Below are 21,685 nucleotides of genomic sequence, written 5' to 3'. Positions count from 1 at the left end.
CTTTTTGAGCTTGGTCATCGGTTTAACGGGAGGCATCGCCAGCGGCAAAAGCACGGTAGCGCGCATGCTGATCGACAAAAAAATAACAGTCATTGATGCGGATGTCATCGCTAAGCAGGCGGTGGAAAAAGGAATGCCGGCTTACGGACAGATCGTTGAAGCGTTCGGAAAAGACATCCTGCTGGAAAACGGCGGCATTGACAGAAAAAAACTCGGTTCTATCGTTTTTACGGACGAACAGAAGCGTCTGATGCTGAATCAGATCGTTCATCCGGCAGTGCGTGCGGAAATGATGAAACAGCGGGATGAAGCCGTTGCGCGAAAAGAGCGGTTCGTCGTTTTGGATATCCCGCTTTTGTATGAAAGCGGGCTTGACTATCTGGTCGGCAAAGTGCTCGTCGTCACCGTACCGGCAGACATTCAGCTCAAACGGCTGATGAAGCGGAATTCACTTACAGAAGAAGAAGCGATGAGCCGGATAACGTCGCAAATGCCTTTAGCAGACAAAACAAAAAAAGCTGACGCCGTCATTGATAACAGCGGCAGTCTTGACTATACGAAGCATCAGCTGGAGGAAATATTGAGCAGCTGGACATAAATAAACACCGTTCGGAAAACCGAACGGTGTTTTTCTGGTTAAAAATCAAAATTGTCAGGGTCCGGGCCGACACGGAGATTTTCGTTCAGATCATCAATCCGCTTCATATCGTCAGCTGACAGTTCGAAATCAAAGACATTTGCATTTTCTTCAATACGGTGTTTTTTAGTTGATTTCGGAATGGTGATGACGCCGTTTTGCAAATCCCAGCGCAAAATCACTTGAGCGGCTGATTTGCCGTATTTCTCAGCGATTTCCTGTAAGACGGGATGATCAAGCAGCTGGCCTTGCATCAATGGCGACCATGCTTCAAGCTGAATATTTTGTTCGGCGCAGAAAGCGTGCAGTTCTTTCTGAGTCAGACGGGGGTGGTACTCCACCTGGTTAATCATCGGCTTGATTTCCGTTTCTTTCATGAGATGTTTCAGATGGTGAATTTGGAAATTGCTGACCCCGATCGCCTTAATGCGTCCATCCCGGTAGAGGGTTTCGAGCGCCCGCCACGCATCGATGTACTTTCCTTCGACAGGCCAATGGATCAAATATAAATCTAAATAGTCTAAACCGAGTTTTTCTAAACTTGTGTCAAACGCTTTTAACGTTTCTTCATACCCTAAATCGGCATTCCACACTTTTGACGTGACAAAAATGTCTTCACGCTTTAATCCCGCTTCTTGCAATCCTTGGCGGATGCCTTCGCCGACACCCTCTTCATTTCCGTAAATCGCGGCGGTATCAACACTGCGATAGCCGTGCGCCAGTGCCGTTTTCACCGCATTGACGAGCTCCGCGCCTTCCTCTACTTTAAATACTCCGATACCGAACCAAGGCATCTTTACGCCGTTATGCAATGTCGCTTTTGCTTGTAAATGTGTTGTCATGTATATGTTCCTCCTATTGTTTGTTTGTTAAAAAAATCAAAATGCGCTGAAGAAAAACTCACCTCCTTTCAAGGACAGTGCGATCCCGCTTTTCAAGCTTTCTGCTCCATCCGGTTAACATGACCGCGCTGAGCACCATTAACGCCCCGATCCAAGCGGTATGAATAATCCCGATTGAATCTGTTATAATCCCGCCGGCAAAAGAACCGATTGCGATTCCGGCATTAAATGCCGCGATGTTTAAAGCTGATGCTGTATCAACGGCGCTTGGCGCAAAACGTTCACTCAGCATCACGACATATACCTGAAGCCCCGGCACATTCATAAACGCCAACAGCCCCATAAAAATAATGGTGATCAGTCCGGCTGTTTTAAACGGCGCGGTAAAAGTCAAGACAAACAGCACAGCCGCCTGGACAATGAACATGTAAAACAATGCTCTCAGCGGATTCCGATTTGATAACCGGCCGCCGATCATGTTTCCGATCGCAATCGCAATTCCGTAAACAAGCAGGATGGCCGCGACGGTTTCTTTCTGAAAACCGGTTACTTCCTGAAGAAGCGGAGATAAATACGTAAACACGACAAACGTTCCGCCGTAGCCTAACGCTGTAATAATAAATAAAAGCAGCAGCCGGCCGTTTTTGACGAGTTTTATCTGTTCGGAAAATGCGGTTTTCGTTCCTTTGCGCAAATTTGACGGAACGAGAAGCGCATTTGTGAGAAATGCAATGATTCCTACCGCGACGATGACGGCAAATGCGATTCTCCACCCGAATTGCTGGCCGAGATAGGTCCCGAACGGAACACCGGTCACTGTAGCCACCGTCAGCCCCGTGAACATAATGGAAATCGCGCTTGCTCTTTTATGCTCCGGCACGATATTGGCGGCGATTGTTGCCCCGATTGACATGAAAATGCCGTGGGAAAAAGCCGAAATGACCCGCGCCGCCAGTAAGACGCCGATTGAGGAAGCGCTCGCTGCAAGTGTATTTCCGGCGATAAAAATCAGCATTACCCAGAGCAGCAGCGTTTTCCGCGACATGCCTGATGTAAGAGAAGTTAAAACCGGGGCGCCGAATGTCACGCCCAGAGCATACATGGAAACGGTAAGTCCCGCCGTTGTCACAGGTATATGCAGATCATGAGATATAAGCGGCAGCAGTCCGACGCTGATAAATTCGGTTGTGCCGATCGCAAAAGCACTGACGGCTAATGCCAGCAGTGCTGGTAAATAGCTTTGGCGATGTGAAGACATCTGTTTTCCTCCTTGAACGAAAATGTATGGTTGAAATGATGCCGGGTAAACGATATAAGTATAAGAGTACATTCCTTTTCAGCCGGCAAATGTCATTATGATCGATAGATGAGTCATTGAAAAGAACGTACTTTTAAGTGCCATAGGCACTTTTTAGTTCCTATAGATGAGGAGGAATTACCGTTGCTGAAGAAAAAATACAATATATCTGTAGAGGCGACGCTAGAAGTGATCGGCGGAAAATGGAAGTGTGTGATCCTCTGCCACCTGATGCGCGGAAAAAAGCGGACAAGCGAATTGAAGCGGCTTATGCCGGACATTACCCAAAAGATGCTGACACAGCAATTGCGGGAATTGGAAGCTGACGGCGTCATCAACCGGATCGTGTACAATCAGGTGCCGCCGAAAGTGGAATACGAATTGAGTGAATACGGCCACAGCCTGGAAAGAATTTTAAACGCGCTGTGCGACTGGGGCGCGATGCATATTTCTAAACGGTACGGCGAGGTGTCATCCGTATTAGAGGACAGCATTTTAAATGACAAATTTAAAGATCCGGAACAAATATAAGAAAAAAGCAGGCAGCCAGAGATGCTGATCCTGCTTTTTTTTATGGAAAAAAGAGCATTTTATATGCAAAAAAACCGATTGAACAACATATTGATCGGTATAAGGGCGGATTTTTATTAAGTTGTACTGGCGGATTTCTTTTAATGTGTTATACTATATATAATTAAAATTAAATTAGAGTGGCATATTAAAAAGGGGTGACCTGGGCATGAAGGTAAAAGTAGCAATCAACGGGTTTGGAAGAATCGGAAGAATGGTGTTCAGAAAAGCGATGGAAGATGATCAAATTCAAATAACAGCCATTAATGCAAGCTATCCCCCGGAAACGCTTGCTCATTTGATAAAGTATGACACAATTCACGGCAAATACGGTCAAGAAGTCGAAGCCGCCGAAGACAGTCTGATCGTCAACGGAAAACATATTATGCTGTTCAATCGGCGGGATCCGAGAGAGCTTCCGTGGAAAGAGTGCGGAATAGACATCGTTATAGAGGCAACGGGAAAATTTAATTCAAAAGAAAAAGCGATGAGCCATATTGAAGCAGGGGCGAAAAAGGTTATTTTAACGGCTCCGGGTAAAAATGAAGACGTTACCATTGTCATGGGAGTGAATGAAGAAAAGTTCAATCCGGATGAACATGTAATTATTTCAAATGCATCCTGCACGACAAACTGTCTTGCACCGGTCGTCAAAGTGCTTGATCAGGAATTCGGGATTGAGAGCGGCCTGATGACGACCGTTCACGCTTACACGAATGACCAAAAAAATATCGACAATCCGCATAAAGATCTGCGGAGGGCGAGAGCGTGCGGAGAATCCATCATTCCGACTTCTACAGGCGCGGCTAAAGCGCTGTCGCTCGTGCTGCCTCATCTGAAAGGAAAACTGCACGGCCTGGCTTTGCGGGTTCCCGTTCCCAACGTGTCCTTAGTGGACCTTGTCTGTGACCTGAAAACAGATGTGTCGGCCGAGCAAGTGAACGCCGCGTTCCAACGAGCCGCAAAGACGTCAATGTACGGAATACTTGATTATTCGGATGAACCGCTCGTTTCTTCGGATTATAATACGAATTCACACTCGGCGATCATTGACGGGCTGACGACAATGGTGATGGAAGACCGAAAAGTAAAGGTGCTCGCCTGGTATGACAATGAATGGGGATATTCCTGCCGGGTCGTTGATCTTATCCGCCACGTCGCCGCGCGAATGAAACACCCGTCAGCTGTGTAGAATAAAGATCATGGACATTTGTTAGAAAAAACCCTTAACGGCATATTTGCAAAAAAACACTCCTTGCAAAATAAACTTAAACACAGTATACTATCTTTCGTGAACTTCTTGCTCGTGACTGCTTCGGAATTACTTAAAGGGTTAGGACCTCTCCGGACTAACTTTCCCCCGTGGTAAATGGCCGGGTCAGTTCTCGGAAATTCACTTTTTTAATTCTTGTTAAGGGGGGTCCATGATTATGGAAACAATGGGGCGTCACGTCATCTCCGAGCTGTGGGGATGCGATTTTGATAAGCTCAATGACATGGATTTTATTGAAAAAACGTTTGTAAATGCTGCTTTGAAATCAGGAGCTGAAGTGCGCGAGGTCGCATTTCACAAATTTGCACCGCAAGGCGTAAGCGGAGTCGTTATTATTTCTGAGTCACATTTAACGATTCACAGTTTTCCTGAACACGGATATGCAAGCATTGATGTTTATACTTGTGGAGACCTGGATCCTAATGTGGCTGCTGATTACATTGCGGACGCATTACATGCAGATACAAGAGAAAACATTGAAATACCGAGAGGAATGGGGCCTGTACAGATTAAACAGGCACAAGCGAAAGTACTGTAATTTTCAAAACGCAAACACAAGGGAGCTAAGCTGAAAAAGCCATTACGCGCTTTGAAGCTGATGCTCCTTTTCTTATGTAAAAAAACAGCATTGCTTTTTCTTTAAGCAATTTTTTTGTAAAATAGAAGAAGATAAGGCCGGTCTATCGGCTCTCCCAACACAATAGGCTCATCCTAGATACGTTGGCGGGCATTTACCGGAAGCTTGCGAACCGCATTACAGCAATGAAACAGATGGGAGCTGATCCAATTGAAATGTCCTTCATGCCAGCATAACGGTTCCCGCGTACTTGATTCACGGCCTGCGGACGAAGGGAAATCAATCCGCAGAAGGCGGGAGTGCGAAGCCTGCCATTACCGCTTCACTACATTTGAGAAGTTTGAAGAGATGCCTCTGATCGTCGTGAAAAAAGAAGGCGTCCGGGAAGAATTCAGCCGTGAAAAAATGCTGCGCGGATTAATTAAAGCCTGTGAAAAAAGGCCCGTTCCTTTAAAAACACTTGAAGACATGTGCTTTGACATTGAAAAAGAGCTGCGAAATCAAGGCGTATCTGAAGTCAAAAGCGAACTTGTCGGAGAAATGGTGATGGACCGGCTGGCGAAAATAGATGAGGTGTCTTATGTCCGCTTTGCCTCGGTCTACCGGCAGTTTAAAGATATAAACGTGTTTATTGATGAATTGAAAGATTTAATAAAGAAAGAGCGCTAAAGAGCTAAGAGATGATGTCTGGCTCTTTTCTCATGAGCAAAATTGGCATTTGATAGATGACGGAAACGGTGTAAAATGAGAGTAGAAACATATCGGAAGGTTTGAGAATCATGGCTGACTATTGGAATGACGTATTGCCTGTAGATCCTTATACGGTCAAAAGCCGTTCGCTTCTTCAGGATGTCGACAGACAGGTTTTGACACATCTGTACCAGCCGCTGATCGGTTCATTTGCATTCTCTCTGTATATGACTTTATGGGGGGAGCTTGAGCAGAACCGTTTGTGGGGAGCTGAATCCACGCACAGACAGCTGATGGGCATGATGCAGGCAAATTTAAAAAAGATTCATCATGAACAGGGAAAGCTTGAAGGAATCGGGCTGCTGAAAGTGTATATCCGGGAGTCCGAGCAAAAGGAACGGATGTTTATTTATGAGCTGCTGCCCCCGCTCAGACCGAATGATTTTTTTGAAGACGGCATGCTGAATGTCTTTCTTTATAACAGAGTCGGTAAAACGAAATACCAGCAGCTGAGACAATTTTACACGCATCCTTCCGTCGGCGCGGACGCAAGGGAAATTACGCGTCCGTTTAATCACGCCTTTGCCTCTTTTCAGCCGAGCGAATGGAAAATGACGCCGGATATGGAAGAAGCGATGAAGCTCCCCGAGGACTATGAGACGGCGTCTGTCGGACAAGCGCCTTCCTATACGGTGACGGAGGAAGTGTTTGATTTTGAGCTTTTCATGGCGGGACTGTCAGAAACGATGATACCGCGCAAATCAATCACGCAGGACGTGCGGGAGAGCATTAAAAAGCTTTCATATTTATACGGAATAGATCCTATCTCCATGCAGCACGTCGTCATGACCGCTATTAATGAACAGGATACGATAACGGCCGAAGCGCTGAGGAAAGCGGCCAGCGACTGGTACCAAATTGAAAGAAGCGGGAAGCTTCCGGAACTGATTGATAAAACACAGCCTGTCCGCCTGCGGGAAAACAAGACGGAAAAGGACGATTCATTGAATGCCGAACTCATTGCACAGCTTGAGACCATATCACCGAGAAAGCTTCTTCAGGACATTGCGGACGGGACCGAGCCGTCCAAAGCAGACTTGCAGATTATCGCTGATATTATGTTCGAACAGAAGCTTGAGCCCGGTGTCACCAATGTGCTGATTTATTATGTCATGCTGAAAACGGATATGAAGCTGTCCAAAAACTATATTCAAAAAATCGCCGCTCACTGGGCCAGAAAGAAAGTAAAAACGGTCCGGGAAGCAATGAAGCTCGCAATAGAAGAGCACAGGCAGTATCTTGATTGGGCGGACGGCAAAACAAACGGCGCTGCGCGCGGCAAAAAAACCGTCCGGGAAGAAAAGCGCCCTGATTGGATGAAAGAAGAAGAAACCGGGAAGAAGTCTGAACAGCAGCCGGCTCTTTCCGCGGAGGATCTCGAAGAACAGAAGAAAAAAATGATGGAAGAAATGAAAAAACTGAAAAAATACTCTGCCTACTGAGACAGAGAAGCGGGGTGATACTGAATGGAACCGATCAGCCGATCCTTAGAAGGCGTGACGAAGAGACCTGACTTTCAAAAACGCCTGGAACGAATGCAGCAGCAAGTCATGGCCGACAAAGACGTCCAGGCTTTTTTGAAGGAACAGAAAGATGCAATTAATCAAAGCATGATTGACAGAGGGTTAAATAAACTGTACGAATACGTTCAGCAAAGCAAGCAGTGCGCCTTCTGTTCAAAAGACAACGAGACGAACAGCCTGCTTGAAGGCTATCATCCGAAGCTTGTGATCAACGGACGTTCTATTGATATTGAATATTACGAATGTCCGGAAAAGAGAAAGCTCGACCGCCAGAAAAGACAAAAGTCCCTGATGAAGAGCATGTATATCCAGCGGGATCTTCTCGGCGCGACGTTTCAGCAGATCGACATTACAGATCCGAGCAGACTTGGCATCTTCCAGCATGTGACGGATTTTCTGAAGAGCTATAATGAAACGGGCAAAGGCAAAGGGCTGTATCTGTACGGAAAATTCGGAATCGGAAAGACATTTATTCTAGCCGCCATCGCCAATGAGCTGGCGGAAAAAGAATATTCATCAATGATCGTATATGTTCCCGAATTTGTCAGAGAGCTGAAAAACTCTCTCCAGGATCAGTCGCTGGAGGAGAAACTGAATATGGTCAAAACGACGCCCGTCCTGATGCTTGATGACATCGGAGCGGAGTCAATGACAAGCTGGGTCAGGGATGAGGTCATCGGCACCGTGCTTCAGCACAGAATGAGCCAGCAGCTTCCCACGTTTTTCTCGTCTAATTTTTCACCTGACGAGCTGAAGCATCATTTTACGTATTCACAGCGGGGAGAAAAGGAAGAGGTAAAAGCGGCAAGATTGATGGAGCGGATTTTATATTTGGCTTCGCCTGTCCGTCTTGACGGGGAAAACCGCCGCCGTCCATAATGCCGGCGTCCAAAGGGAAGGATTTGAGGGAATGAGGAATAAGAAGGCTGTCACATGGGCTGCGGCTGCGGCGGGAGCGGGCCTTTTGTTGTGGGCAAACCGCAAATATCTGAATCTGTCGCCTAAGGAGATCCGTCTTTGGGTGTTATCGTTCGGTGTCTTTGCGCCGCTTGTGTTTATCGGAATTTCCATCGTCAGGCCTTTTGTGCTGTTTCCCGTATCAATCGTTTCCGTCGCCGGAGGATTGGCGTTCGGACCGTTTTTCGGCACCGTGTATACGCTGGCGGGCTCAATGGGCGCTGCGGCCGCGTCTTTTTTTGCGGCCGGGCTGTTTGCCTTTAAAGAAAAAAGCCGTCACGGAAAAATGGAAGCCATTCAAAAGCAGATGAAAACCAATGGCTTCTTTTATATTTTTATCCTTCGCATTCTGCCTGTAAATTTTGATGTGATCAGCTATGCCGCGGGTCTTTCGAAAGTCAGGCCGATGACATATTTTTTGGCGACCGCAGCGGGCATCATTCCGGGGACGATCGTTCTGAATGTGCTTGGCGCGAGCTTTATGTCCGGAAATGTGCTGAACATGCTCGGAGTCATCTGTCTTTACATCGTGTTTTTATCGCTTCCCCTCATCTTTAAGAAGAAGGTCCGCCATTTGTTCGGCGGTGAAAGCTAACCTTTACGTCTATTTTAAAAACATCCCCCATATACTTGTAACAGATGCCGTAAGGGGGGACAAATATGCTTGAAGTGATCTTTGAAGATGACCACGATACCGCCGCTTTTTTACATCTCATTCAGCAATCGGACGACCGGAGACATTTTATTGTCCGTGAAGGCATAAAAAAAGTCGGAATCGCAAGGTCTGAATCGGCTTTTTGCGTTCAGCGCTTTATTGAGCCGATCCTGGTCAGATTTTTTTTAGAATGTAAAGAAGACGAGCATATGCTTTCGCTTATTGAAGACGAATACTGCTTCACCGATCAGGATGAACAGCAGCAAATCCTTCAGCTTGCACACAGCATTATGGAAGGGGAGCTTGATGATCATCCGTTTGAGCCGAAGAAAGAGCCGCGCACACAGTTTATTTCAGAAGCGCTCCGGACGATTTCACTTGATGCGGGTGTTTTTTCCGTGCGTTCGTTTCAGACGTTCCGGCTCGGCAGGTATTATGAGCGGCTCAGGGAATATACCGAGGCTGCGATAGATGAATACCGGATGGAACAGGAATATCAAAACTTTATCCAGTCTTTGAGAGATTACGTGACATCCAATCCGCCGCGGATGAAGAAAGTCCATATCGTACATGACCGGGCTTTTACACTGTGGGAGCTGCGCTACGTGTCAGAACGGGAACAGAAAAAATACATAGACAGACGGTTTGTGCGGGAGCACCCGATGTATATAGATTCCCACCTGCTTGCGCCGCTGATCTCCATCGCGCCTGAGACGGTAGAACTGTATACGGACAAACCGGAGCATATGATGTCCAGAACGATTCAAAACGTGTTTCAGGAGCGGGTGCGTCTTTTTCCGTTAGGCGCGTTTGCGGCGGAAAAGACGGAAGGATAGCTGCACAGACGGCCTTGCGGCAGCAGCGGGGCTGTCTGTGCGAAATCAGACGGAAAACCGAGTTGCATTTTTCTCACAGACATTTTATAATACATAACAGATTAATGATTGCTACACGTATTGATAAGGACATGAAGCATTGATACCGGCTTTATAAGAGAGGAGAGCCCAGGCTGAAAGCTTTCCAGCTATGGATCATTGTCTTTACCGCCTTTGAACTTCAGCTGTGAACGCCGGAATAAGCGCCAGTAATAGCTGACGGGAACTCCCGTTACAGAGTTTAGAGCCGCAGGTGCCGAAAAAAACAGGCCGCGCGGAAAAAAGGGTGGAACCACGATTCCGTTTATTTAACCTCGTCCCTTTCATAGGGGGCGGGGTTTTTGATTTGCATAAAAAAAGGAGTGACGAAGATGTCAGATATGATCAACATCACATTTCCGGACGGAGCGGTAAAGGAATTTCCGAAAGGAACAACAACAGAAGATATCGCGGCATCCATCAGTCCGGGATTAAAGAAAAAGTCTTTAGCCGGAAAACTGAACGGACAGGAAATTGATTTAAGAACGCCGATTCAAGAGGACGGTGCCGTAGAAATTATTACAGAAGGCACAGAAGAAGGCCTGAATATCATGCGTCACAGCACGGCGCATTTATTGGCTCAGGCGATTAAACGCATTTATAAAGATGTGAAATTCGGAGTCGGCCCCGTCATTGAAAACGGGTTCTATTATGACGTTGAAATGGAGCAGGCGCTGACGCCGGATGATCTTCCGAAGATTGAAAAAGAAATGAAACGCATCGTCGGTGAAAATCTGCCGATCATCCGAAAAGAAGTGAGCCGTGAGGAAGCAAAAGCCATGTTTGCGGAAATCGGCGATAATCTGAAGCTTGAACTGCTGGATGCCATCCCAGAAGGAGAAACGGTCTCCATTTATGAGCAGGGTGAATTTTTTGACCTCTGCCGCGGCGTGCACGTGCCGTCTACAGGAAAAATTAAAGAATTTAAGCTGCTCAGCCTTGCAGGCGCATACTGGCGCGGAGACAGCAAAAACCAAATGCTTCAGCGCATTTACGGCACGGCTTTCTTTAAAAAGGATGACCTGAAAGAGCATTTGCGCATGCTTGAAGAAGCGAAAGAACGCGACCACAGAAAACTGGGCAAAGAACTAAAATTGTTCGCCAACTCTCAAAAAGTCGGACAAGGCCTGCCGCTCTGGCTGCCGAAAGGCGCGACCATCCGCCGCGTGATTGAGCGCTACATTGTGGATAAAGAGCTGAGCCTCGGCTATGAACACGTGTATACGCCTGTTCTCGGAAGCAAAGACCTGTACGAAACATCAGGTCACTGGGAACATTATCAGGACGGCATGTTCCCGCCGATGGAAATGGACAATGAAACGCTTGTGCTCCGTCCGATGAACTGTCCTCACCATATGATGATTTACAAACAGGACATTCACAGCTACCGGGAGCTACCGATCCGCATCGCCGAGCTCGGAACGATGCACCGCTATGAAATGTCAGGAGCGCTTTCAGGTCTTCAGCGCGTACGCGGCATGACGTTAAATGACGCACACATTTTCGTCCGCCCGGATCAGATTAAAGAAGAATTCATCCGCACGGTCCGCTTGATTCAAGACGTATACGAAGACTTCGGCCTGAGTGATTACACATTCCGCCTGTCTTACCGCGATCCTGAAGATACGGAAAAATATTTTGATGATGATGAGATGTGGAATAAAGCGCAATCCATGCTGAAGGCGGCAATGGATGAAATCGGCCATGATTACTATGAAGCGGAAGGCGAAGCGGCGTTTTACGGCCCTAAGCTTGACGTGCAGGTGAAAACGGCGATCGGCAAAGAAGAGACATTGTCAACCGTGCAGCTTGACTTCCTTCTTCCGGAACGCTTTGATCTCACTTACGTCGGAGAAGACGGCAAACAGCACCGTCCAGTCGTTATTCACCGAGGCGTCGTGTCAACGATGGAACGCTTTGTTGCTTTCTTAATCGAAGAGCACAAAGGCGCCCTTCCGACATGGCTTGCGCCTGTGCAATTCCAAGTCATTCCTGTATCACCGTCTGTGCATCTTGACTACGCGAAAAAAGTGCAGGAGCGCCTGCAGCGCGAAGGCCTGCGTGTCGAGCTTGACAGCCGGGATGAGAAAATCGGCTATAAAATCCGTGAAGCGCAAATGCAAAAAATCCCGTACATGCTTGTGGTCGGTGACCAAGAAGCTGAAAACGGCGCGGTAAACGTCCGGAAATACGGCGAGCAGAAATCCGAAACCGTTTCATTGGACGATTTTGTGAAAAAGGCTGTAGCCGAAGCGAAAAAATAAACAGACACACAAAAACCCCATTCTAAATGAATGGGGTTTTTTTTATCTTTGTTTCTGCTTGTCTATAATCGCAAACAGTTCGTGAAGATTGCTGATCACATAATCAGGCGTAATGTCTGTTTCATTTTTCTTATTCGTCCGGTTTACCCACACCGTCGTGATGCCTGCCCGTTTCGCTCCCAAAATATCAGTGTTGAGATTATCTCCGACCATTATGGCATCTTCTTTTTTCAGCTTCAGGAGGCTGAGGCAATGTTCAAATATAGAGGCGTCGGGTTTCCCTTTTCCGAAAGCGCCTGAGATGACGATTTCATTAAAATAAGGCGCAAGCTCAGGAACGCCGGCAAGTTTTTCTTTTTGCAGGCTGGGATCGCCGTTTGTCAGCAGAAGCAGTTCATAAACACCTTTCAGCTTATCAAGCACCGCAAATGTTTCATCATACACATACGGGCGCTGTCTGCGTTCCGCCGCGAAAAACTCCGCCAAATATTCGCCGTAAGCCGCATCGTCTATGCCGACACTTTTTAAGCCGTTCGTCCAGGCGTTTCGTCTGTATTCCGGCGCAATCTGATTCAGCTGTTTAAATCCTTCGCTGACCGGCTCGGAGAAATTCGCCCACAACCCTTCAAACGGATTAATGCCGATCATGACCGTATAAGGATAGGTTTCGTATGACATATACAATTCCCGTGCCGCTTTCCGAACCGCTTCTTCAAAAGTGTGCGGGTCAAGGCCATATTTTTTTTCCGCTTGTAAACATGTTTCCCTGAATGTTGTTCTGACGCTTTTTTCATCCCATAACAGTGTATCGTCCAAATCAAAAAATACGGCTTTCATGATCTTCTCCTCTTTGTTATATTCTGAAACTCTCTGCCGCAAGGCTCCCGTTTATTCTACAATAGATACATAGACTGCGAAAGATTTGTTTTCAGATGATTTGAAAAAAACAGGCAGATTTGTGTCATATTCTGTCTCAAGCGTTAAAACGTGATAAAATAAAATTTGAAAGAACAGGTGAAAAAGCATGCTGCATTTGATCATTATGATGCTGGAAAGAGTCGGAATAATCGTCATATTGGGCTTTGTTCTGGCTCATACCAGATTGTTCAGACAGGCGCTCCAGCAGCCTGAGAGCTATAAAGGCAAAGCGGTGCTGATTTCAATTTTCTCGCTGTTCAGTATTATCAGCAACTATACGGGAATAGAAATTCAGCAGAATACAATTATGAATAATGACTGGGTGTTTCAAATTAATCCGTCCGGTTCAATTGCCAACACGCGGATTATGGGTGTTGAAATCGGCGGACTCTTGGGCGGCCCGTATGTAGGGATCGGTGTCGGCATACTGTCCGGCCTGCATCGTTTATCACTAGGCGGCGCGACCGCAGTCAGCTGTGCCGTCTCATCCGTTTTAGCGGGGATTTTATCCGGCTGGATCGGGCGGTATTTCAGAAAGCGCTATGCGATGCCGACACCGCGAGTGGCCGCGCTGGTCGGACTCGGGATGGAATCATTGCAAATGCTGCTCATTCTTTTAATGGCCAAGCCGTTTTCTGACGCTTGGACCCTAGTGAGCATCATCGGCATCCCGATGATATTGGTGAACGGGTCAGGGACTTTTATTTTTCTTTCGATCATTCAATCGATGATCCGGAAGGAAGAACGGGCAAGAGCTCTTGAAACCCACAGGGTGCTGATGATTGCCGACCAGACGCTTCCGTTTTTCCGTCAGGGGCTGAATGAAAGCTCATGCAAAAGCGTCGCTGCCATCATCCACAGGCAAACAGGAACGGACGCGGTATCGCTTACGGATAATGAAAAGATTTTAGCGCACGTCGGAGCGGGTGCCGACCATCATATTCCGTCTGAAAGCCTGATCACCGGATTGTCAAAACGCGTCATTAAAACGGGGCATATTATGAAAGCGACATCAAAGGAAGAAATTGAATGCACGCACGATCCCTGTCCGCTGCATGCGGCGATCGTATTGCCGCTGACGTCAAACGGCAAAACAATCGGGACGCTGAAAATGTACTTTAAAAGCCCGTCCGGTTTAAGCCGGGTTGAAGAAGAGCTCGCAGAGGGTCTCGCCATGCTGTTTTCCACCCAGCTTGAACTCGGCGAGGCGGAACTGCAGAGCAAATTGCTGAAAGATGCAGAAATAAAGGCGCTTCAGGCACAGGTCAATCCGCATTTTCTGTTTAATGCAATCAATACGATTTCTGCTCTTTGCCGTACGGATGTGGAAAAAACCCGAAAGCTTCTGCTGCAGCTCAGCGTCTATTTCCGTTCCAACCTGCAGGGGGCAAGGCAGCTGCTCATCCCGCTTTCTAAAGAACTGAACCATCTGCAGGCATATTTGTCATTGGAGCAGGCCCGTTTTCCCGGGAAATATAAAATCAGTCTTGAAATTGAAAACGGTTTGGAGGACATCGAAATTCCTCCTTTTGTGCTGCAGATCCTCGTCGAAAATGCGCTCCGCCATGCATTTTCAAGAAAGCAGGACAGCTGTGCCGTCAATGTCAGCGTGGTATCCGCCGGCCCGTCGGTTTTAATGCGGGTGAGGGACAATGGACGGGGAATTGATCCGGAATTGCTGTCCGTGCTCGGAAACCGTCCGCTGCCGTCTAAAGAAGGAACGGGAACCGCGCTTTACAATTTAAATCAGCGGCTGATCGGGCTGTTCGGCCCTGAAGCCGCTCTGCGATTGGAAAGTGAGCCCCAAAAAGGTACGGACGTATCATTTGAGCTGCCTTTGAAACTGATGACTAAAGGAGAAGAACATGCTGAAGGTGTTAATCGTTGATGATGAAATGCTGGCAAGGGATGAATTAGCTTATTTGCTGAAACGGACGAATGAAGTAGATGACATAAACGAGGCGGAAAATATTGAATCCGCTTTTGACAGCATGATGGATCAAAAACCGGATCTGCTGTTTTTGGATGTTGATTTGTCAGGAGAAAACGGATTTGACATTGCCAAGCGGCTGAAAAACATGAAAAATCCGCCGGCTGTCGTTTTTGCGACAGCGTATGACCAATTTGCTTTAAAGGCCTTTGAAGTCGATGCGCTCGATTATTTAACAAAGCCTTTTGATGAAGAAAGAGTCCGCCAGACAATCAGAAAGTTTAAAAGAGTGAAGCAGGACAGGGCAGAAGCCGTCTCAGAACAGCAAACCGCAGCCGGAGCGCATAAGCTTGCGGTATCAGCCGGCGAATCCATTGTCATTTTAGATACGAAAGATATTATTTTTGCGGGCATGGAGGACGGGCACGTTTCCGTCAAAACGTTTGCCGCGTCTTATTCCGTTCATGAAACCTTAGCTGTTATTGAGAAAAAGCTGCCTGAGACGGGCTTCTTGAGAGTGCACCGCGCGTTCATCGTGAATACGGAGCATATTACGGAAATTCATCCGTGGTTTAATTCGACCTACAATCTGATCTTAAAAGACGGCTCTAAAATTCCCGTCAGCCGTACATACGCAAAGGACTTAAAAAAGCTGCTTCATATTATATGAGGCGGCTTTCTGCATTTCAGCAGCCGTTTTTTGCATTTCAGATTGAATATTCTGCCGTTTGTGATGAAAGCGCTTAATAAGCCGGTTTCTCTTTTATAATGGACCTAACTTAGAGAAAGAGGTGAAGAAAATGAGTGCGAAGAAAGTGTACGGATTTCTGACACAAGCATTTATTTTTGCCGGCATTATGCTCATATCTAATGGGATTGCAGCGGTTGTCCCCATTCCTATACCCGCTTCCGTAGTAGGTTTGGTGCTATTATTTGTCCTTTTATGCCTGAAAGTGATAAAACTTGAACAAGTAGAAACGCTGGGAACATCATTAACGTCACTGATCGGATTTTTATTTGTCCCGTCGGGCATCTCCGTGATGAATTCACTTGGCGTCATGCAGCAGTACGGCGTGCAGATCGCACTCGTCATCTTACTCGCCACCATCATTCTGTTAGGGGCGACGGGCCTTTTTTCTCAGCTGATTCTGTCAGTCAGCCAAAAACGTCAGAAGGCAGCTCCGGCTGATAAACAAACGGTGCGCCGTTCCAATCAAGAAAATGAACTTGTGCAGCATTAGGAGGGAAATCGGATGAGTCCATATTTCGGTATTGTCGTTTCGCTTGCGGCCTTTGGCATCGGCACGTATTTATTTAAAAAAACGAAAGGATTTTTCCTCTTCACCCCGCTGTTTGTCGCGATGGTGCTTGGCATCCTTTTTCTGAAGCTCGGCGGTTTTTCATATGAAGATTATAAAAGCGGCGGAGACATTATTAAGTTCTTCCTGGAGCCCGCGACGATTGCTTTTGCCATTCCTTTATACAAACAGCGTGACAAGCTGAAAAAATACTGGTGGCAGATCATGTCTTCTATCATTGCCGGCTCTATCTGCTCAGTCACGATTGTCTATCTGATCGCAAAAGGCATTCATCTTGACGCGGCCGTTATGAAAAGCATGCTTCCGCAGGCGGCGACAACGGCAATTGCCCTTCCGCTGTCAAAAGGGATCGGCGGCATCACCGACATCACTGCTTTCGCCGTCATTTTCAACGCCGTCATTGTCTATGCTCTCGGGGCTTTATTCTTAAAACTGTTTAAAGTGAAACATCCGATCTCTAAAGGACTGGCTCTCGGCACATCCGGACACGCACTCGGTGTTGCGGTCGGTATTGAGATGGGAGAAGTAGAAGCGGCAATGGCAAGTATCGCGGTTGTCGTCGTAGGAGTGGTGACGGTGCTGGTCATCCCGGTATTCGTTCAGCTCATTGGTGGATAAACCCGGATCATAAATCCGGGTTTTTTTATTGTCCGGCCCATCCGCGGGCGGCAAAGAACGAAATTTCACATTTTTCCTTGCGCTTCCTCTGGTGCCGTGTTAGAATGAAAAAGTTGATCCGGATAAGTCATTCTTGACTAACGTTCCGGTATTGTGTAGAATAGTTATTGAATTGAATATAAATCACAAGCAGAGGCACCCGCTTCTCACCTGATTGACACATTCATGTAGTTGGCAGGTTGACCGTACATTTTTATTTATGCAGATGTTCGTAGTGTGGGTGTGTTGTCATGCCCGCACTTTTTGTTTGCCTGCAGAATGCAGTCAAAACGCGTTGTGAATCAATTCGAAGAAACTATGGAGGTGGCTCATTATTAGCAAAGATCAATTGGTTAATGAGGGTATCCGTGCACGTGAAGTTCGTCTGATCGGACAAAATGGCGATCAGCTCGGCATCAAGTCCCGTCAGGAAGCACTTGAAATCGCCGGCCGCGCAAATCTTGACCTTGTGTTAGTTGCAGCAAATGCAAAACCGCCTGTATGCCGCATCATGGACTACGGTAAGTTCAGATTCGAGCAGCAGAAAAAGGACAAAGAAGCACGCAAAAATCAAAAAATCATTAACTTAAAAGAAGTTAGATTAAGTCCGACAATCGATGAGCATGACTTTAACACGAAATTGCGCAATGCGATTAAATTCCTTGAAAAAGGCGATAAAGTGAAAGCTTCTATCCGCTTTAAAGGGCGCGCAATCACTCATAAAGAAATCGGCCAGCGCGTATTGGACCGTTTCTCTGAAGCATGTGCGGAAGTTGCGACAGTCGAAACAAAACCAAAAATGGACGGCCGCAGCATGTTCTTAATGCTCGCGCCGAAAAACGAAAAGCAATAAGGAGGAAATCCCATGCCAAAAATGAAAACTCACCGCGGATCTGCTAAACGTTTTAAAAAGACAGGTTCTGGGAAGTTAAAACGTTCTCATGCATATACAAGTCACTTATTCGCCAACAAATCCCAAAAGCAAAAGCGTAAGCTTCGCAAGGGTGCTATTGTAAGCGCAGGAGACTTCAAACGTATCAAACAACAGCTTGCTAACATCAAGTAATCGGACAAGGAACAATTAGGAGGGAAATATAATGCCAAGAGTAAAAGGCGGAACTGTGTCGCGTCAGCGTCGTAAAAAGGTTCTTAAATTAGCAAAAGGTTATTTCGGTTCAAAACATAGATTATACAAAGTAGCAAACCAGCAGGTCATGAAATCTGGAAACTACGCTTTCCGTGACCGTCGTCAGAAAAAACGTGACTTCCGTAAGCTTTGGATCACTCGTATCAACGCAGCTGCTCGTATGAACGGTCTTTCTTACAGCCGTTTAATGCACGGTCTTAAGCTTTCAGGCATCGAAGTAAACCGCAAAATGCTTGCTGATCTTGCTGTAAACGATCTTACTGCTTTCAATCAGCTTGCTGATGCTGCTAAAGCTCAGTTAGACAAGTAAGTTGAAAAAAGCCGCTCTCTTTCCGGGAGCGGTTTTTTTACGTAAAGGGTGACAATTAATGGCTCTCTTCATTTATGCCGTATTGATAAACGGATACGGCTTTTGGATCATGGGCGCTGATAAAAGAAGAGCGAAAGCGCACAGATGGAGAATATCAGAGAAACGGATATGGCTCACAGCCGCCATGTTCGGCTCACTCGGCGTATGGCTCGGCATGCGCACCTTCAGGCATAAGACAAAGCACAAAGCTTTTTTATACGGGGTGCCGCTGCTTTTTCTCGTTGAAGCCGCCCTTGTGGTGATCTATTTGAATGATAAATAAAAAGCAGGAGGGCTCAGCGCCCGCCTGCTTTTTTTGCTTTTTTAATGGGCTGGTCCCAATCAATCTTGCAATTCGGGTACCGCTCCAATACCTTTTTCTCAACTTCTTCGAAATCATCTGCAGAAAAGCTGCTCAGCTTTTCCGGAGTCTCAGTCCATACAAATATCGTATGAATAAACAGCGGATGGTCTTTGGAAGGGATATGCTTCTCTCCTTCAAAGAGCACTCCTTTATAAGTAAGCTGGAGATTTTTTCGCGTGTTTTTCTGTTCATCAATAAAATAAAAATTTTCTTTTGATTGTGCCAGTCTGAGCCTTCTCTTCGGGTTTGCGTAGAATTTGACCGCCATGTAAATAAAATAAATAAGAAGTGCAAGCAAGACAATCCTGAATACTGTAATGGCCATCTGTGTGAAGGCACCTCCTCACCTTTGTCATGATCTGATGTAATACGAAAAACGAAACAAAAGGTTTCATTTTTTTAAAAGAAATAGATAAAAACATTTACCCGTTTTTCAGGCGAATTAATCGTATGCTTCTGCATCGGTTCTGTATAATAAGAAGGGTAGTGAAAAAAAGGAGGTTTATTGATGACAAAATTAGATGAAACGCTCACCATGCTGAAAGCGTTAACGGACGCAAAAGGGATACCGGGAAATGAGAGAGAAGTCAGACAAGTGATGAAATCATACATAGAACCATTTGCCGATGAGGTCACAACCGACCGGCTGGGAAGCTTAATCGCTAAAAAAACGGGAGAAGAAAACGGTCCGAAAATCATGATCTCAGGCCATTTAGACGAAGTCGGTTTTATGGTGACGCAAATCACTGATAAAGGCTTTCTCCGCTTCCAAACCGTCGGCGGCTGGTGGTCTCAGGTGATGCTGGCCCAGCGCGTCACCGTCGTGACAAAAAAAGGAGACATCACGGGAATCATCGGTTCGAAGCCGCCGCATATTTTACCGCCTGACGCCAGAAAAAAAGCCGCCGATATCAAAGAGATGTTCATCGATATCGGGGCGTCCAGCCGTGAAGAAGCAATGGAATGGGGCGTTCTTCCGGGTGACCAGGTTGTGCCGTATTTTGAATTTACAGTGATGAACAATGAAAAACATTTATTGGCGAAAGCATGGGACAACCGTATCGGCTGTGCGATTGCCATCGATGTATTAAAAAATCTGGAAAACAGCGATCATCCGAATGAAGTATACGGGGTGGGAACGGTTCAGGAAGAAGTCGGGCTGCGCGGGGCGAAAACAGCGGCGCATACCATCCAGCCTGATATCGCGTTCGGTGTGGATGTCGGAATTGCCGGAGATACACCGGGAATTTCTGAAAAAGAAGCGCAAAGTAAAATCGGCGAAGGGCCGCAAATTATTCTGTATGACGCATCTATGGTCTCTCACAAAGGGCTGCGCGACCTTGTCGTAAACACGGCGGAAGAAGCGGGAATTCCGTATCAATTCGATTCCATTGCCGGGGGCGGGACGGATTCAGGTTCCATTCATTTAACCGCAAACGGAGTGCCGGCGCTGTCTATTACGATCGCAACGCGCTACATTCACACTCATGCCGCTATTTTGCATCGGGATGATTATGAGAATACGGTAAAATTGATCACAGAAGTAATTAAAAAATTAGACCGGGAGACAGTTGACCGTATTACATATCAATAAAGATACGGAAGAATCTGCTTTTTCAAGCAGATTCTTTTTTTTTGTCTGTACAAATATGATCACGATGACTACAATAAGAAAAGATATAGAAAAATCTTACAGAAGATTTTTGTAAGCGCTTTAAAAAAGGGGAGGGGTTATGAAATGAAAAACAGATTCAAACGCATGATCCGCTTTTCGTGCGCAGCCGTCACAGCCGGGCTGCTGCTGTTGTCTTCGTCTCCGGCATCTGCCGCGTTTTGGGGTGCGTCGAATGAATTGCTGCACGATCCGACAATGGCGAAAGAAGGAAACACGTGGTACGCGTTCGGAACCGGTTTGGAAGGTGAGAGGGGGCTTCGTGTCTTAAAGGCGGGCAGCGGCGGCGTGTGGACCGTTCAGAAATCAATTTTTACTTCCCCGCTGTCTTGGTGGGGCAATTACGTGCCGAATTACGGGCTGAATCAATGGGCCCCCGATGTTCAATTTTATAACGGAAAGTATTGGCTTTACTATGCCGTTTCTTCATTCGGCAAAAATACTTCCGCGATCGGTCTCGCTTCATCAGCAAACCTCAGTTCAGGAAACTGGAAGGACGAAGGGCTCGTCATCCGTTCAACAAGCGCCGATCATTACAATGCAATTGATCCGGAGCTTACAATTGATAAAGACGGAAACCCTTGGCTTGCCTTCGGTTCTTTTTGGAGCGGCATTAAGCTGACAAAGCTTGATAAAAATACAATGAAACCGACGGGATCACTGTATTCCATCGCTGCCAGACCGAATAACGGCGGAGCTTTGGAAGCGCCGGCCATCACCTACCAGAACGGCTACTATTACTTAATGGTGTCGTTTGATAAATGCTGTTCAGGCGTGAATAGTACGTACAAAATCGCTTATGGAAGATCCAAAAGCATCACCGGTCCATATCTCGATAAAAGCGGGAAAAGCATGTCAGAAGGCGGAGGGACGATTCTTGATTCCGGCAATGACCGCTGGAAAGGCCCGGGCGGCCAAGACATTGTGAACGGAAATATTTTAGTGCGTCATGCGTATGATGCCGAAAACAGCGGAATCCCGAAGATGCTCATCAATGATATCGATTGGAGTTCAGGGTGGCCATCCTATTAATTGAGCAGCCGGGCATGTGTGTCCGGCTTTTTACTTGC

24 protein-coding genes and 1 other annotated feature are annotated in these 21,685 nt (G+C 46.7%); of the genes, 20 read left to right on the top strand and 4 right to left on the bottom strand.

What is annotated here, in order from left to right:
• Positions 1 to 4 precede the first annotated feature (4 nt).
• The gene (gene coaE / locus ICW23_RS13685) at positions 5 to 598 is read left to right on the top strand and encodes a dephospho-CoA kinase (RefSeq protein ID WP_047476910.1); all 594 of its coding nucleotides are present in this window, start codon (positions 5 to 7) and stop codon (positions 596 to 598) included.
• Positions 599 to 636: 38 nt separating this feature from the next.
• Here the strand turns inward: coaE and ICW23_RS13680 are convergent, their stop codons facing one another.
• Positions 637 to 1,479: an aldo/keto reductase gene (locus tag ICW23_RS13680; protein WP_049627155.1), complete on the bottom strand. Its 843-nt coding sequence runs from the start codon at positions 1,477 to 1,479 to the stop codon at positions 637 to 639.
• A gap of 58 nt (positions 1,480 to 1,537) precedes the next feature.
• The gene (locus ICW23_RS13675) at positions 1,538 to 2,737 is read right to left on the bottom strand and encodes an MFS transporter (RefSeq protein ID WP_188154630.1); all 1,200 of its coding nucleotides are present in this window, start codon (positions 2,735 to 2,737) and stop codon (positions 1,538 to 1,540) included.
• Between the two features lie 183 nt (positions 2,738 to 2,920).
• Here ICW23_RS13675 and ICW23_RS13670 point away from each other — a divergent pair, with 183 nt between their 5' ends.
• The 9 genes from ICW23_RS13670 to thrS all read left to right on the top strand — a co-directional run bounded on the left by ICW23_RS13670 (position 2,921) and on the right by thrS (position 12,259).
• Positions 2,921 to 3,307, top strand: a complete 387-nt coding sequence (locus ICW23_RS13670) for a winged helix-turn-helix transcriptional regulator (protein WP_049627153.1) — start codon at positions 2,921 to 2,923, stop codon at positions 3,305 to 3,307.
• Positions 3,308 to 3,515: 208 nt separating this feature from the next.
• A complete protein-coding gene (locus ICW23_RS13665; RefSeq protein ID WP_045925223.1) occupies positions 3,516 to 4,538 on the top strand; it encodes a glyceraldehyde-3-phosphate dehydrogenase in 1,023 nt (340 codons plus the stop codon).
• A gap of 238 nt (positions 4,539 to 4,776) precedes the next feature.
• Positions 4,777 to 5,157: an adenosylmethionine decarboxylase gene (speD, locus tag ICW23_RS13660; protein WP_003152471.1), complete on the top strand. Its 381-nt coding sequence runs from the start codon at positions 4,777 to 4,779 to the stop codon at positions 5,155 to 5,157.
• A 249-nt stretch (positions 5,158 to 5,406) separates the two neighbouring features.
• On the top strand, positions 5,407 to 5,865 hold the full coding sequence (nrdR, locus tag ICW23_RS13655) for a transcriptional regulator NrdR (protein ID WP_003152473.1): 459 nt from the start codon (positions 5,407 to 5,409) through the stop codon (positions 5,863 to 5,865).
• Between the two features lie 110 nt (positions 5,866 to 5,975).
• On the top strand, positions 5,976 to 7,388 hold the full coding sequence (gene dnaB / locus ICW23_RS13650; RefSeq protein WP_016938618.1) for a replicative helicase loading/DNA remodeling protein DnaB: 1,413 nt from the start codon (positions 5,976 to 5,978) through the stop codon (positions 7,386 to 7,388).
• Positions 7,389 to 7,412: 24 nt separating this feature from the next.
• On the top strand, positions 7,413 to 8,348 hold the full coding sequence (gene dnaI / locus ICW23_RS13645; RefSeq protein WP_016938619.1) for a primosomal protein DnaI: 936 nt from the start codon (positions 7,413 to 7,415) through the stop codon (positions 8,346 to 8,348).
• Positions 8,349 to 8,379: 31 nt separating this feature from the next.
• A complete protein-coding gene (locus ICW23_RS13640) occupies positions 8,380 to 9,021 on the top strand; it encodes a TVP38/TMEM64 family protein (RefSeq protein ID WP_029575352.1) in 642 nt (213 codons plus the stop codon).
• Positions 9,022 to 9,086: 65 nt separating this feature from the next.
• Complete coding sequence (gene ytxC / locus ICW23_RS13635) at positions 9,087 to 9,917, top strand: putative sporulation protein YtxC (protein WP_016938621.1); 831 nt, start codon at positions 9,087 to 9,089, stop codon at positions 9,915 to 9,917.
• A 410-nt stretch (positions 9,918 to 10,327) separates the two neighbouring features.
• On the top strand, positions 10,328 to 12,259 hold the full coding sequence (gene thrS / locus ICW23_RS13630; protein WP_029575353.1) for a threonine--tRNA ligase: 1,932 nt from the start codon (positions 10,328 to 10,330) through the stop codon (positions 12,257 to 12,259).
• A 42-nt stretch (positions 12,260 to 12,301) separates the two neighbouring features.
• Here the strand turns inward: thrS and ICW23_RS13625 are convergent, their stop codons facing one another.
• Positions 12,302 to 13,096, bottom strand: a complete 795-nt coding sequence (locus ICW23_RS13625) for an HAD family hydrolase (RefSeq protein WP_016938623.1) — start codon at positions 13,094 to 13,096, stop codon at positions 12,302 to 12,304.
• 187 nt (positions 13,097 to 13,283) lie between these two features.
• On the opposite strand from ICW23_RS13625, the gene ICW23_RS13620 reads away from it, so the two are divergent.
• The 8 genes from ICW23_RS13620 to ICW23_RS13585 all read left to right on the top strand — a co-directional run bounded on the left by ICW23_RS13620 (position 13,284) and on the right by ICW23_RS13585 (position 18,862).
• Positions 13,284 to 15,065: a sensor histidine kinase gene (locus ICW23_RS13620; protein ID WP_016938625.1), complete on the top strand. Its 1,782-nt coding sequence runs from the start codon at positions 13,284 to 13,286 to the stop codon at positions 15,063 to 15,065.
• Positions 15,043 to 15,777, top strand: a complete 735-nt coding sequence (locus ICW23_RS13615; RefSeq protein WP_016938626.1) for a LytR/AlgR family response regulator transcription factor — start codon at positions 15,043 to 15,045, stop codon at positions 15,775 to 15,777. Before ICW23_RS13620 ends, ICW23_RS13615 begins: the two co-directional genes overlap by 23 nt.
• A 130-nt stretch (positions 15,778 to 15,907) precedes the next feature.
• Positions 15,908 to 16,348: an antiholin-like murein hydrolase modulator LrgA gene (gene lrgA, locus ICW23_RS13610; RefSeq protein ID WP_049627151.1), complete on the top strand. Its 441-nt coding sequence runs from the start codon at positions 15,908 to 15,910 to the stop codon at positions 16,346 to 16,348.
• Positions 16,349 to 16,360: 12 nt separating this feature from the next.
• The gene (lrgB, locus tag ICW23_RS13605) at positions 16,361 to 17,044 is read left to right on the top strand and encodes an antiholin-like protein LrgB (protein WP_016938628.1); all 684 of its coding nucleotides are present in this window, start codon (positions 16,361 to 16,363) and stop codon (positions 17,042 to 17,044) included.
• Positions 17,045 to 17,225: 181 nt separating this feature from the next.
• Positions 17,226 to 17,356, top strand: a sequence feature (ribosomal protein L20 leader region).
• A gap of 58 nt (positions 17,357 to 17,414) precedes the next feature.
• Positions 17,415 to 17,936: a translation initiation factor IF-3 gene (gene infC / locus ICW23_RS13600; protein ID WP_071543361.1), complete on the top strand. Its 522-nt coding sequence runs from the start codon at positions 17,415 to 17,417 to the stop codon at positions 17,934 to 17,936.
• Between the two features lie 12 nt (positions 17,937 to 17,948).
• Entirely contained in the window at positions 17,949 to 18,149 is a 201-nt protein-coding gene (rpmI, locus tag ICW23_RS13595; protein WP_003152493.1) for a 50S ribosomal protein L35, read from the top strand.
• A gap of 31 nt (positions 18,150 to 18,180) precedes the next feature.
• Entirely contained in the window at positions 18,181 to 18,540 is a 360-nt protein-coding gene (rplT, locus tag ICW23_RS13590; RefSeq protein ID WP_007613019.1) for a 50S ribosomal protein L20, read from the top strand.
• Between the two features lie 58 nt (positions 18,541 to 18,598).
• A complete protein-coding gene (locus ICW23_RS13585) occupies positions 18,599 to 18,862 on the top strand; it encodes a DUF1294 domain-containing protein (RefSeq protein WP_016938629.1) in 264 nt (87 codons plus the stop codon).
• A gap of 13 nt (positions 18,863 to 18,875) precedes the next feature.
• On the opposite strand, the gene ICW23_RS13580 is transcribed toward ICW23_RS13585, so the two are convergent.
• Positions 18,876 to 19,268 (bottom strand): hypothetical protein, encoded by a 393-nt coding sequence (locus ICW23_RS13580; RefSeq protein ID WP_016938630.1) that lies wholly within the window; start codon positions 19,266 to 19,268, stop codon positions 18,876 to 18,878.
• A gap of 183 nt (positions 19,269 to 19,451) precedes the next feature.
• On the opposite strand from ICW23_RS13580, the gene ICW23_RS13575 reads away from it, so the two are divergent.
• Positions 19,452 to 20,537, top strand: a complete 1,086-nt coding sequence (locus tag ICW23_RS13575) for a M42 family metallopeptidase (RefSeq protein ID WP_064777656.1) — start codon at positions 19,452 to 19,454, stop codon at positions 20,535 to 20,537.
• Between the two features lie 144 nt (positions 20,538 to 20,681).
• Positions 20,682 to 21,647 carry an arabinan endo-1,5-alpha-L-arabinosidase AbnA gene (gene abnA, locus ICW23_RS13570; protein ID WP_188154629.1) on the top strand — a complete coding sequence of 322 codons (966 nt, stop codon included), beginning with the start codon at positions 20,682 to 20,684 and terminating at the stop codon, positions 21,645 to 21,647.
• Positions 21,648 to 21,685: the final 38 nt, after the last annotated feature.

The organism is Bacillus sp. 1021 (assembly GCF_014534735.1).
Lineage (GTDB): Bacteria > Bacillota > Bacilli > Bacillales > Bacillaceae > Bacillus > Bacillus siamensis.
Note: the sequence above shows the minus strand (reverse complement) of the source record. Positions and strands in the feature narration are given on the sequence as shown.

Excerpts from the sequence above, each read along its gene's own strand:
- ICW23_RS13620 (WP_016938625.1), top strand. The coding sequence starts at position 13,284 with ATGCTGCATTTGATCATTATGATGCTGGAAAGAGTCGGAATAATCGTC.
- ICW23_RS13665 (WP_045925223.1), top strand. The coding sequence starts at position 3,516 with ATGAAGGTAAAAGTAGCAATCAACGGGTTTGGAAGAATCGGAAGAATG.
- rpmI (WP_003152493.1), top strand. The coding sequence starts at position 17,949 with ATGCCAAAAATGAAAACTCACCGCGGATCTGCTAAACGTTTTAAAAAG.
- dnaB (WP_016938618.1), top strand. The coding sequence starts at position 5,976 with ATGGCTGACTATTGGAATGACGTATTGCCTGTAGATCCTTATACGGTC.
- abnA (WP_188154629.1), top strand. The coding sequence starts at position 20,682 with ATGAAAAACAGATTCAAACGCATGATCCGCTTTTCGTGCGCAGCCGTC.
- speD (WP_003152471.1), top strand. The coding sequence starts at position 4,777 with ATGGAAACAATGGGGCGTCACGTCATCTCCGAGCTGTGGGGATGCGAT.
- ICW23_RS13575 (WP_064777656.1), top strand. The coding sequence starts at position 19,452 with ATGACAAAATTAGATGAAACGCTCACCATGCTGAAAGCGTTAACGGAC.
- thrS (WP_029575353.1), top strand. The coding sequence starts at position 10,328 with ATGTCAGATATGATCAACATCACATTTCCGGACGGAGCGGTAAAGGAA.
- dnaI (WP_016938619.1), top strand. The coding sequence starts at position 7,413 with ATGGAACCGATCAGCCGATCCTTAGAAGGCGTGACGAAGAGACCTGAC.
- ICW23_RS13615 (WP_016938626.1), top strand. The coding sequence starts at position 15,043 with ATGCTGAAGGTGTTAATCGTTGATGATGAAATGCTGGCAAGGGATGAA.
- ICW23_RS13585 (WP_016938629.1), top strand. The coding sequence starts at position 18,599 with ATGGCTCTCTTCATTTATGCCGTATTGATAAACGGATACGGCTTTTGG.
- ICW23_RS13625 (WP_016938623.1), bottom strand. The coding sequence starts at position 13,096 with ATGAAAGCCGTATTTTTTGATTTGGACGATACACTGTTATGGGATGAA.
- ICW23_RS13680 (WP_049627155.1), bottom strand. The coding sequence starts at position 1,479 with ATGACAACACATTTACAAGCAAAAGCGACATTGCATAACGGCGTAAAG.
- ICW23_RS13580 (WP_016938630.1), bottom strand. The coding sequence starts at position 19,268 with ATGGCCATTACAGTATTCAGGATTGTCTTGCTTGCACTTCTTATTTAT.
- lrgB (WP_016938628.1), top strand. The coding sequence starts at position 16,361 with ATGAGTCCATATTTCGGTATTGTCGTTTCGCTTGCGGCCTTTGGCATC.
- lrgA (WP_049627151.1), top strand. The coding sequence starts at position 15,908 with ATGAGTGCGAAGAAAGTGTACGGATTTCTGACACAAGCATTTATTTTT.
- ICW23_RS13675 (WP_188154630.1), bottom strand. The coding sequence starts at position 2,737 with ATGTCTTCACATCGCCAAAGCTATTTACCAGCACTGCTGGCATTAGCC.
- ICW23_RS13640 (WP_029575352.1), top strand. The coding sequence starts at position 8,380 with ATGAGGAATAAGAAGGCTGTCACATGGGCTGCGGCTGCGGCGGGAGCG.
- ytxC (WP_016938621.1), top strand. The coding sequence starts at position 9,087 with ATGCTTGAAGTGATCTTTGAAGATGACCACGATACCGCCGCTTTTTTA.
- rplT (WP_007613019.1), top strand. The coding sequence starts at position 18,181 with ATGCCAAGAGTAAAAGGCGGAACTGTGTCGCGTCAGCGTCGTAAAAAG.